The organism is Paraburkholderia sp. UYCP14C, from assembly GCF_004197395.1.
In the GTDB taxonomy this organism is placed as follows: domain Bacteria; phylum Pseudomonadota; class Gammaproteobacteria; order Burkholderiales; family Burkholderiaceae; genus Paraburkholderia.
Map to the genome: position 1 here is coordinate 1 of NZ_SELS01000115.1, position 11,578 is coordinate 11,578.

An 11,578-nucleotide genomic window follows, 5' to 3' on the forward strand; every position below is an offset into this window, starting at 1 on the left:
TCTTCAACATCAACTACTCCAGTTTGGATCACACGTTTTACCCCAACTCTGTGTCCAGAAAAACCGGAGCCGCCGCAAAAGAACCCTGCCTCGAATACGCCGAGCAACAATCGGACCGCATAGAATTCGGGGACGTTCGAGATAAAGGCGGTGGAGGTCCCCACAATGCCCCAGCAAATCATGATGCGAGCGATGGTCTTCTTCGCGCCCATTCGCTTGAGGAGCAGAGCGCTGGGCACTTCAAGCAGGCAATACGAAAGGAAGAATATCCCCGCTCCCAGCCCATATACCGCATCGCTGAAACGAAGCGCGTCCTGCATCTGGAGCTTCGCGAAGCCGACGTTGATACGGTCCAGAAAGGCGACCACGTAACAGACGAAGAGTAATGGGACGATGCGAAGAGCGACACGCAGGTAGAGCCTTCGCTCTTCCGCGCTCTTTGCCGCGACGGACGGCAACTCGTCCGACGGCTCCGAGGTTTGTTCACGATAGATCTGGCTCAATTGTTGTCTCCTGTGGTCCCGATTATCCGGCGCAGAGAGCCGGCATCCGGGAATCTGTAATAGAACTGTGGTTTGATTCAGAAAGCGATTTCCGACGGATGCCACTCGGGCTCAAATCGTTTCCTGTCGCAAGAGGTCGTCGGCGCGTGAAGCTTGTGTGCACTGATGCTCGGCATCGGGTCCCGCTGGCTTCGTCAGCAAATCATTGTGTTCGCCAAGGTTCGGTGTATTGCCGGGCATCGGCGGCCGTTTGCCATCGAAGCAGACCGGAAGCGCCACGGTCGTCGTTCGTCCGTCGGGTGTCGCGCGGAGAATGTCGAGCGAGACCGTTTGTTCGTCCTTGACCACGCAGTCGACTGTCTGCAACGGTCCACAAGGAATCGATTCGACTTCCAGAAGGCGAAGCCAATCGCTCGCGCTCTTGCGTCTGAACGCGGTTTCCAGCAGAGGGATCAATGCCTTGCGGTTCAGGACGCGGCCGCCATTGGTCGCGAAACGCGGATCATCGGCGAGAGAAGCCAGGTCCATCACATTGCAGAGGCGCCGATACAGCGTGTCGTTACCCGCCGCGACCAGGATCGCGCCATCTGCGCAGTCGAAAACCTGATAAGGCACGATGTTCGGACTACCCGAACCGATGCGCGCAGGTTCCGGTCCGCCCGCAAGACAATCCGAGAGCGGCACCGTCATCCAGGCAAGGGCGGTCTCGTACAGCGACACGTCGACAATCTGGCCGCCAGCCGCATCGCCGCTGTCCCTGCTGCGCAGCGCGGCCAACACGCCAATGACGGCCCACATGCCGGTTCCCATGTCGTTGATCGACACGGGAACCCGGCTCGGCGCGTCGTCGGCATGTCCAACGATACTCATCATTCCACTGTAAGCCTGGACGAGCGGGTCATAGCCCGGCTTGTTGCGCAAAGGGCCGCTGGCGCCAAAGGCTCCAAGGTTGCAATAGATCAGCGATGGACACAGTTCCGTCAAGTCCTTTGCCCCGAGTCCATAGCGGTCCAGATTGCCAGGCTTCAGATTCTGGATGACGACGTCGGCATTGGCGACGATGAATTCGCGGATGAGCTTCGTGCAGGCCGGGTCGCTGAAGTCGGCGCTGATGCTTTCCTTGCCGTGATTCATCGCATGAAAGAGCGCGGAAGCACCTTGAATAAAAGGGGGGCCCCAGCCGCGCGCATAGTCTCCGTGCGCGGCGCTTTCGATCTTCACAACACGCGCTCCCAGATGGGAAAAAATGAGACCCGCGTAGGGCGCCGCCAGGCTGTGCCCGATTTCTACGACGCAAACGCCGTCGAGCGGCAGGGGGCGCGTGGCTTTTTCCTCACCCATGGTGCTGCTCCATGCCGGAAACAGCCGTTCCGTGCAATCCACCCGTGCGCCGGACACGCGGAAATGGGGTTCCGATGACGCTTCTGACGTATGTCACCCTGTCCGTTTGTGCATTTGATGAAACGTTTCCAATTTTCAACATATGACAAGTAGCCGGTTCAGTAGCTCAGTGAGTGTTTGGATGAAACGTTTCCAATCATAGCCCTGAGATTGTCTTTGTCAAGGCGGTGATGGCCCTTATGGGGATATCAGCCATCATCCGGCGCGTCGACGCGCGAGCCGGTGGGCGCCGGGCGAGGCGGCGGCCGGGGTGATGCTGGCCAACTTGCTTGACAACGTCCAGGCAACCGGGAAAATTGGGAACGTTTCACCGATTTGGATCGAAAGCGCGGCCGACAGTGATGTGCGGCCCAAGGGGAAGAGCTGGGTGCCGCCGCGTTGATTCGACCGCAGGCCGACCTTGGGGCGCGTTGGCTTGTCGGACCCTCCGGTTTCTGGGCGGCGTCGCGAGAGCGGCCGAACAACGCCGGTCAGCCGCAGTTCCCACACAGCTTGCCGCACACTTCGCCGATCAATGAGCAACGAATCGAAAGTCCACACAACACGCCGCACCTCGACAGCAGTCGACGCGGCCGCGCTTGACGACGAACGCAAGCCCTCAATCCGCGACGTTGCGCTTCTGGCGGACGTCGCGCTTGGAACGGTTTCGCGCGTCATTAATGGACATCCCAACGTCCGCGAAGAAACCCGCAAGCGTGTGAAAGCTGCAATCGTCGAACTCGGCTATGTTCCGAACATGGTGGCGCAGAGCATGCGCAGCCACAGGTCGATGACGTTCGCATGCGTTATGCGGGATTTCACCGTGCCAGTGCTCAGCATGTTTGTCGAATCCATGCAAAAGGAAATCGATGGATTCGGCTTTTCATTGATGGTTGCGTCGAGTTACCACGACACCAAACGGGAAATCGAACTGCTGCTCGGTTTTCAGCAAAGACGGATAGACGGTCTGGTTATCGCGACCTCGTCGGAGGAAGATCCCGCGCTTCTTACGATGCTGAGAGAAGCTCCATTTCCAATCGTGCTGCTGGACCGCGAAATGCCCGCGGAGCTTGATTCCGTGACGGTCAATCACGCCGCGGGCGTTCGTCAGGCGGTGCATCACCTGGCGGATCTCGGACATCGCCGTATTGCAATCATCTCAGGCGAGCCCGGCGTGCATCCGACGCAAAGCCGGCTCAAGGGTTTTGGCGATGCGTTCGCGGAACGTGGCCTGACGTTGGAGCCCGAACTCGTTCGTCACGCAACTTTTGCGCGAAACGCCGGCTATACGGAGACACGTCATCTGCTCGAGCTTGCGAACCCGCCTAGCGCCATCGTTGCCGGTGGCACGTCGCTACTGCCGAGTGTCATCCAGGCAACGCGGGAACGGGGACTCGTCATACCGCGAGACTTGTCGGTTATTGCGGGTGCCGACAGCGACGTCGCGCTTCTGGCGACGCCGGCATTCACGGTGGTCCGCTGGAGCCACGACCAATTGGGGAAGGCGGCAGGACGGTTCCTGATGGAACGTCTGGACAACCCGAGGCTGCCGCAAAGACGATTAACGGTGGACGCGGAACTCGTGGTAAGAGGGTCGTGCGCAGCGCCCCGTCAAACTGCCGCATTAAGAACATGACTGTTTTGCAACGACAGCCGCATGCGCTTTGATCGGCGCATTCGAACGGCTCTATGGCCCTAAGGGCATCGCAACGATATGCCGCCATACAGGGCGTCGCATGCCTCGCGGACGAAGAATCAGGCATTTCCCAACAGAGCACCGATCTGTTCAGCCATCCGCACAATGGCGAGACAGATTTGCTTTTCGCGTTTCGTGTCGATACGGCCGGTTGGAATGCTCGTGCTGACTGCCAGCCTTTTTTGATGCGCGGTTTGTCCAGCGTACGCGGCAAAACAGGTCAATCCAGCGGCGGCCTCCTCAATTTCGCTCGCAATACCTGTGTCCCGAACACGCCGCAGTTCGCGCAACAGAGCGGAGCGGCGGGTAATGGTGTGACGCGTCACGGCGACCAGACCCTCGGGCAACAGTTCGAACAGTTCCTCGTCAGAGAGGGAAGCGAGCAACGCCTTTCCCAAAGCGGAGCAATGCGCCGGCAGCCGCGATCCCAGGTCGGACACGAGCCGCACCGGCCGTCGTGAGTCTTCTCGCGCGATGTAAACGATGTCCGCGCCGTCGAGCGTTGCCAGTTGCACCACTTCGTCGTGCGTTGCCACAAAGGCCGCGGCCAGAGAGCGAAATGCGAGTTGATAACCGTCGTGCCTCACATAGGCGTTGCCCAGTTCATACAGCCCGACGCCAATCAGGTACCCGTCCCCCCGCTTTTCGATCCAGCGCTGTCTTTGCAATGAGTCGAGAAGTAAGTACAAAGTACTGCGCGACAGGCCGGTTGCTTCCAGGAGTGCCGACACGCGCACAGGCGCCCTTGCGATCGCGAGAACGTCGAGGATCGCGTGCGCCCGGCGAAGCGCCGGTACCTCGTAAACTTTATCCATGAGCGTTGAATTCGCAGAACGGGAGAACCATGGATGTCCATCAGGTTGAACATCATGCCAGCGCGATGGACGCGAGAAAGCCACGATTATACGATTGGCGCTCTTTTCTCCTTGATGGATGGCGGCCCACATGACCAGTTCTTCGATACATCCGTACCTCCCTGCAGACTTCGAGCGGGCGGTACTCGTCGGCCGGGTATGGCGGCCGGCGCCGCACCATGGCCCGTCAGTGGTGGCGATTCGAAAGGGTGAGGTATTCGACATCACTGAAACCGTTGCAACGACAGCCGATCTTTTCGACCGAGCCGACGCGCTGGACATTGCTCGCAGCGCGCCAGGCGAGTCCCTGGGGAACGTGGATGCTCTGTTGGCGAGGAGCCTCGATCCGAACGCGCCGGGTCTGAAGCTGCTTGCGCCCTGCGATGTGCAGGCAATCAAGGCGTGCGGCGTGACGTTTGCGGTTAGTCTGCTCGAGCGCGTGATCGAGGAGCAGGCAGGCGGCGATGCGGCCAAGGCCAAGCAGGTTCGAGAGACGATAAACGCACTGATCGGCGCAGACCTCTCCACGATCCAGCCCGGGTCCGAAAGCTCGCAGAAGCTCAAGGCGGAATTGGAGCGACGGGGCGCGTGGTCGCAGTACATGGAGGTCGGTATCGGCCCCGATGCGGAAGTTTTCACGAAGTCGCAACCGATGTCGGCCGTAGGCTTCGGGGCCGATATCGGCCTTTACAAGACTTCGGTCTGGAATAACCCGGAGCCGGAGATTGTGCTTGCTGTCAACAGCGCGGGTCGAATCGTGGGTGCGACGCTTGGCAACGACGTCAATCTGCGAGATATCGAAGGACGTAGCGCGCTGCTACTTGGGAAGGCGAAAGACAACAACGGCTCCTGCTCGATCGGCCCGTTTGTTCGCCTGTTCGATGAGCATTTCACACTTGATTCGGTCGGCAACGAGGACGTGTCGCTTAAGATCGAGGGCGCCGATGATGGTTTCTTGCTGGAAGGCGTGAGTCATATGAATGAGATCAGTCGCGACCCCGCGGAGCTCGTGAATCAGACACACGGTCCGCACCATCAATACCCCGACGGTTTCATGCTCTTCCTCGGCACCATGTTCTCACCGATCAAGGATCGCGATACCCAGGGCGCCGGGTTCACTCATCATCTGGGAGATGTCGTTACGATTTCGGCGCCGTTGCTCGGGACCCTGGTCAACACGGTGCGCCGGTCCGACGAAATTGCTCAGTGGACATTCGGAGTGCGGAAGTTGTACGACAATCTGTCGGCGCGCGGCCTGCTGGGTAAGCAGCATGCGCGAGCATGACTATTGGAGGACCTCATTTCGTCGGTTCGGCACGAATCCGTCTGAAAGGGCGTCAAGGAGAAGCAGATGAGAATTGCAGTAGCGGGCGCAACCGGCCGGATGGGCAGGATGCTGATCGAAGCGGTGCTCGGTGCCGGGGATGCGACGCTCGCCGGAGCACTGAGCAAAAGCGGGGGAGCGGCGCTCGGCCGGGACGCCGGCGCATTTGCCGGCAAGGCAACGGGCATTGCCATCACTGACGACATCGATACCGTGCTCGCGTCGTGCGATGTCTTGCTCGATTTCACCCGTCCGCAAGGTACGCTCGCTTATCTGAGCGCCGCGCAACGGCATAAAGTGAAGATGGTTATCGGCACGACCGGCTTCGACGCTGCCGGGCTGGATGTGATCAGGGAGGCGGCAAAAAACACGGCCATCGTTCTCGCGTCTAGTACCAGCGTCAGCCTCAACGTTACGCTTGGGCTGATCGAACTGGCTGCCCGGAATTTTTCCCAAGGCTACGATATCGAAGTTGTCGAGGCTCACCATCGTCATAAGGTGGACGCGCCTTCGGGCACTGCGTTGACGATTGGTGAGACCATCGCCAACGCTTTGGGCCGCAAATTGTCGGAGTGCGCGGTGTATGCCCGGGAGGGCGTAACCGGGCCAAGAGCGTCGTCAAGTATCGGCTTCTCCGCCATTCGGGGAGGTGACATCGTGGGCGAGCACACCGTGTTGTTCATCGGTGATGGAGAGCGAATCGAGATCAGGCACGAAACTCTCAATCGATGGCCGTATGCCAACGGCGCATTGCGTGCGGCGCGTTTCTTGATGGGACGTGATGCAGGGCTATTCGACATGCACGACATCTTGCGGCCGGTTTGAATCGCGGTCGCCGCCGACGGCGTTGACACCGATGCCGGCGGCACCGCCAGTCGCTCCAGTACTGTCAGCATCGACGCTGCGCCCGCCAGGCGTCCCGTTCGTCTGCTCCACGTCTTGCATTGCGCGCGATGTCAGAAACCACCGTGCAGAGTATGAGAATCCACGGCCGGCATGATCACGGCCGTGCCGTCGCTATTGCGCCAATGTCGGTTTGCCATCGACCAGCCGATTGACTCCGAGCGGATTGTCCGACTGCAAAGAGGCCGGCAACAAGGCTTCGGGCATGTCCTGGTAGCTGACAGGGCGCAGGAACCGATTGATGGCGAGGCTGCCGACAGAGGTCGAACGGCCATCGGCAGTCGACGGGTAGGGGCCGCCATGGACCATTGCGTGTGCGACTTCAACGCCCGTCCCGAAGCCGTTGACCACAATGCGCCCGGTGCGCCGTTCGAGCGCCGGCAGAAAGCGCCGCACCTCCGCGAAGTCAGCCTCATCAATGTGAACTGCGGACGTCAACTGGCCTTCAAGCGATTCGACGAGGTCCAGCATCGTTGAAAGGTCCGCGCATCGGACGATCAGCGCCGAGGCGCCGAAAATCTCCTCCTGCAGTTCAGCGTGCGTGCGGAATGCCTCTGCCGTCGTCGAAAAAAGCGCTGCGCGTCCCTGATTTGGCGATGCAGCAGGGCCGCCGCGAGCGAGAGTCCGGATTTCAGCGTGGTCCGTGGCCCGTGCGACCGCGGCTTCATAGGCTTTGTGAATGCCAGGCGTAAGCATTGTCGACGCCGGAGCTTGCTCCAGCGCGGCCGACGCTGCGGCGATGAAACGATCGAGATCGGGACCGTCTACGGCGAGAATCAGTCCGGGATTGGTGCAGAATTGCCCTGCGCCCAATACCAACGATTGCACGAACGCTTTGGCTATCGCCTCGGCGCGATTTGCGAGCGCCGCGGGAAACAGCAGCACAGGGTTGATGCTGCTCATTTCCGCGTACACTGGGATAAACTCCTTGCGGGCAGAAGCAATCGACATCAGCTCGGTGCCGGCACCTCGCGAACCGGTAAAGCCAACGGCCTTGATGCGATGATCCTTCACCAGTCCTTGGCCAATTTCGCGTCCGCTGCCGAAGAGAAGAGAAAAAGTCCCTTCCGGCATACCACATTCCTTGACCGCTTTTTGCACCGCGAGCCCGACCAGTTCAGAGGTGCCCGGATGGGCCGAATGCGCTTTGACCACGACGGGGCATCCGGCAGCCAGAGCCGATGCGGTGTCACCGCCTGCCACTGAGAACGCCAGAGGAAAGTTACTCGCACCAAAGACGGCCACGGGGCCGAGTGCTATGTTTCGCAGCCGCAGATCAACGCGCGGCATCGGTTTGCGTTCCGGTAGTCCCGGATCGATGCGAGCGCCGACGAAGTCGCCGTTGCGGACAACGTCGGCGAACATGCGCAATTGTCCGACGGTACGACCGCGCTCTCCTTCAATGCGCGCGCGTGGCAGCCCGCTTTCGCTAACGCAGCGTTCAATCAGATCGTCGCCGAGTTCGAGGATGTTCACGGCGATGGCTTCGAGAAACGCAGCGCGGGCCGCGAGGCTGCTCTCGCGGTATGTGTCGAAAGCGTCCCATGCCAACGCACACGCTGCGTTCAGGTCTGCTTGGGTCGCGCCGCCGAATGCCGGCTCCATGGGCATTCCCGTTGCTGCGTTGACAGCCTTGATCGAACTGTTCGTGCCGCGAACGGCTCTTTGGCCGATCAGCAGATTGCCGCAGATTTGCATGATTCTGTCCTGAAAGAGGGCGTCATGTGACGCCGGTGATGGAGATGCTTTTGCATTACCGGGCTCCGCGGAGCACGAGCGGTCGCTCCGGACTGCCGCCGCCCGAAAACCAGGGCGAGACTCCGAGTGGATGAAGTTATCGTTGATCTGAACGAGTGCGCCGACTATACGGCCCAGTGCGGGCACTGCATAGCGAATCGTTTCCATCGCACGATCGCTTTTTGGAATCACCTGCGCGGTCAGGTCGCATGAATCAATCGGCGAGGTCGATCCGGTACACCGGTTTGTGCCGTTGCTTCGCTCGTGCACTTGACGCCGAAGCGTGATTCGCCGGAATTTGGCGAGGCAGGTCCAGCGAACGCAGGCAGCAATGTGCAACGCACGCAGTCGGACCACAACTGGACCGCGATCGGACCGCGTCGTGCCCGTCAGATCGAGGCATTGCCATCCTACTGGTAATCACCGATATAACCAATCATGCTCACGTGATTGGAAGGTTTCATTACCCGCCCACAAATCACACCATTACACTCGAGTCGTCAGTGTGAAGAAGGTGGATCTTGCAACCCTCGACTTGGTAGTGATGCCAATCACCCATGCCAGCGAAACCCATCGCGGTCAACGAAATCCGGAAGCCGACCGTGCGTCGTCGCGCTGCGCCGCAGATGGACTAGCGACTCCATCGAGACATCTTCTCGCACTGGCACGAGCGACTAGACCCGACCGGAATTTCGCCGACGTTTGATTCCCCGTCACCTGTCTTCCGGAAAACGAGGGCGCTAATGCCGCTGGAAGCGGAAGCGAATCAGCGCAGTCCATTGATATAAATGCCTCAGGAGTGACATTGAAGATAGCTCAACACCTCGACCCAGCCAGTATCAGTACATTGGCGCTGGAGGAAATTGATGGCCAGATCCTTGTGATTCGGTTGAACCGTCCGGAAGTGTCAAACGCAATCAGTACGCCAATGGGCCGAGAGCTGATTGAGGTATTCGGTGCTCTGGAGGTCGACCCCATGCAGTACCGTTGTGCGATTCTGACGGGCACCGGAGAGCGCGCCTTTTGCGGAGGGGCTGACCTCAAGCAACGTGAGGGCATGACCGACGAGCAGTTCAGTACGCAGCACTATCTGTTCGAGAGAATGGTGCGGGCAATCACCCACTGTCCTATTCCTCTTATCTGTGCCGTCAACGGCTCGGCGGTAGCGGGCGGGCTCGAGTTGCTGCTTGCTTGCGATTTCGCGTACGCGTCGAAGAACGCCGTGTTTGGTTTCACCGAGGTCAAACGGGGAATCATGCCGGGCGGTGGTGGTACCCAGCAGCTGCCGCGCACGATTGGCACGCGCCGCTCGAAAGAACTGATTTTCCGGGGCTCGAAATTCTCCGCGGAAGAAGCGCTTGCATGGGGCGTGGTGAACCAGCTTTATGAGCCCGGCGAGGTGCTGGCCCGCGCCATCGAAGCCGCGCGCGACATCTGCACGAGCGCACCGCTTTCGGTCTCTCAGGCAAAGAAGGCGATCGACCTCGGCATGCAGAGCGACCTGAACACTGGTCTGTTTATCGAAATCGAAGCTTATAACCGGCTGATTCCGACGGAAGACCGTCTGGAAGGCATCAGTGCATACAACGAAAAGCGGGAACCGGTTTTCAAAGGACGCTAGCCGCACCACCACGCAAAGCCGTCACTCGTCGCCGACGGCCTACTAACCGGCCTCCAGAGGCTGGAGGAGGCATGCATGAATTTGCGCATCAATGCTGCGGTTAGCCCGCCGGCAGAGCAGACGTACCGAAAAATCACCAGGCGCCTGATTCCTTTCCTGTTTTTCTGCTACGTATTTGCGTTTCTCGACCGCGTGAATGTGGGAATAGCACAGCTCGATATGAAGCACGACGTCGGCTTCAGCGACTTGACGTACAGCATCGGAGCCGGGATTTTCTTTCTCGGCTACGTATTGATGGAAGTGCCTAGCAACCTTTTGCTGACAAGAATCGGAGTAAAGCGCACGTTTTCCCGAATCATGGTGTTGTGGGGCATCCTGGCTGCCGCGACCGCATTCGTGACGCTGCCGGCCCATTTCTACGCCGTGCGTTTCCTTCTCGGACTGGCCGAGGCCGGCCTGTACCCAGGCATCATTTTTTACCTGACGCGATGGTACCCCGTGGAGCGCCGCGCGAAGGCCATTGCCATCTTCACGTGCGCAACAGGCATTGCGGGACTCATCGGCGGGCCGATGTCAGGCTGGCTGATCACCCACATGGAAGGCGTGCGCGCGATGCACGGCTGGCAGTGGATGTTCATCGTGCAGGGACTGCCGGCAAGCGTGCTGGGCGTCGTCGCTTTTTTCTTTCTCGACGACAGTCCGCAGAAAGCGGCCTGGCTAAGCGAGGTGGAGAAGGCGCAGGTATTAAGTGACCTCGAACAAAGCTCGAGTGTGAGCGACAGTCACGCCGAACATACGTTTGGCCGCGCTCTCGCCGATCCGCGCGTATACGTAATGGGGTTTGTCTGGTTTGCGCAGATTGCAGGTGTGTTCGCAATCGGCTTCTGGTTACCCACTCTCATCAAGGGTACCGGGCTCACCAGTCCGCTGGAAATTGGACTCTATTCGGCGATTCCGTACTTCGTGAGCTGGATCGCGCTGATTGGCATGAACTGGAACTCCGACCGCACCATGGAGCGTCGATGGCACTGCGGCATCACGATGATTATCGGGGCCGTTGGCTTGTTCGCGGCCGGGTGGATTCACGGCAGCCTTGTGTGGTCTCTCGTTGCGCTGTCGGTTGCAACAGCGGGCATTCTTGCTCCCAATCCTCTCATTTGGGCTATTTCGACGGATTACATCCGCGGCAAGGGCGCGGCAGGCGGTGTGGCCCTGGTGAACTGCATCGGTCTGCTGGGTGGATTCGCTAGCCCGATGATTATCGGTTCCATCAAGGCGATGACGAACAGCATGCTCGGAGGCCTCGGTGCGATCTCACTGCTCATGGTAGTTGGTGCGCTCGCTGCGATCGTGTTTGCTCCCGGCACGTCGGCAACCAGGTCGGCCGCTGGGCGTGCCGGCGACTCGTTGGATAGATCGACTGCGGCGAATGCAATGCTTTGACAGGTGCGCGAACGGACCTCGTGTTATGAAGGAAGGAGACTTACTCATAAGTCAGGAATTTTGCGGACAGATGATCTATGCTTGAGCGATAGCTATTGAGAGCATCGCCCATGAAAC

9 protein-coding genes are annotated in these 11,578 nt (G+C 59.6%); 5 read left to right on the forward strand and 4 right to left on the reverse strand.

The window, feature by feature from the left end; all coding sequences use genetic code 11:
* Both EVC45_RS41940 and EVC45_RS41945 read right to left on the reverse strand, forming a co-directional pair.
* Positions 1-503 (reverse strand): MFS transporter (locus EVC45_RS41940; protein ID WP_248295481.1); only part of this gene is annotated, 503 nt, incomplete at its 3' end.
* A gap of 111 nt (positions 504-614) precedes the next feature.
* Positions 615-1,844: a CaiB/BaiF CoA-transferase family protein gene (locus EVC45_RS41945; protein ID WP_129963975.1), complete on the reverse strand. Its 1,230-nt coding sequence runs from the start codon at positions 1,842-1,844 to the stop codon at positions 615-617.
* 574 nt (positions 1,845-2,418) lie between these two features.
* Between EVC45_RS41945 and EVC45_RS41950 the strand changes: the two genes are divergently transcribed.
* Positions 2,419-3,519 (forward strand): LacI family DNA-binding transcriptional regulator, encoded by a 1,101-nt coding sequence (locus tag EVC45_RS41950; protein WP_129963976.1) that lies wholly within the window; start codon positions 2,419-2,421, stop codon positions 3,517-3,519.
* Positions 3,520-3,638: 119 nt separating this feature from the next.
* Here EVC45_RS41950 and EVC45_RS41955 read toward each other — a convergent pair whose 3' ends face one another.
* Positions 3,639-4,394, reverse strand: a complete 756-nt coding sequence (locus EVC45_RS41955; RefSeq protein ID WP_129963982.1) for an IclR family transcriptional regulator — start codon at positions 4,392-4,394, stop codon at positions 3,639-3,641.
* A gap of 130 nt (positions 4,395-4,524) precedes the next feature.
* On the opposite strand from EVC45_RS41955, the gene EVC45_RS41960 reads away from it, so the two are divergent.
* Positions 4,525-5,718: a fumarylacetoacetate hydrolase family protein gene (locus EVC45_RS41960; protein ID WP_129963977.1), complete on the forward strand. Its 1,194-nt coding sequence runs from the start codon at positions 4,525-4,527 to the stop codon at positions 5,716-5,718.
* Positions 5,719-5,784: 66 nt separating this feature from the next.
* Complete coding sequence (gene dapB / locus EVC45_RS41965; protein ID WP_129963978.1) at positions 5,785-6,582, forward strand: 4-hydroxy-tetrahydrodipicolinate reductase; 798 nt, start codon at positions 5,785-5,787, stop codon at positions 6,580-6,582.
* A gap of 192 nt (positions 6,583-6,774) precedes the next feature.
* Here dapB and EVC45_RS41970 read toward each other — a convergent pair whose 3' ends face one another.
* Entirely contained in the window at positions 6,775-8,358 is a 1,584-nt protein-coding gene (locus EVC45_RS41970) for an aldehyde dehydrogenase (NADP(+)) (protein ID WP_129963979.1), read from the reverse strand.
* A gap of 844 nt (positions 8,359-9,202) precedes the next feature.
* Between EVC45_RS41970 and EVC45_RS41975 the strand changes: the two genes are divergently transcribed.
* A complete protein-coding gene (locus EVC45_RS41975) occupies positions 9,203-10,018 on the forward strand; it encodes an enoyl-CoA hydratase/isomerase family protein (RefSeq protein ID WP_129963980.1) in 816 nt (271 codons plus the stop codon).
* A 75-nt stretch (positions 10,019-10,093) separates the two neighbouring features.
* Complete coding sequence (locus EVC45_RS41980; RefSeq protein WP_129963981.1) at positions 10,094-11,461, forward strand: MFS transporter; 1,368 nt, start codon at positions 10,094-10,096, stop codon at positions 11,459-11,461.
* Positions 11,462-11,578 lie beyond the last annotated feature (117 nt).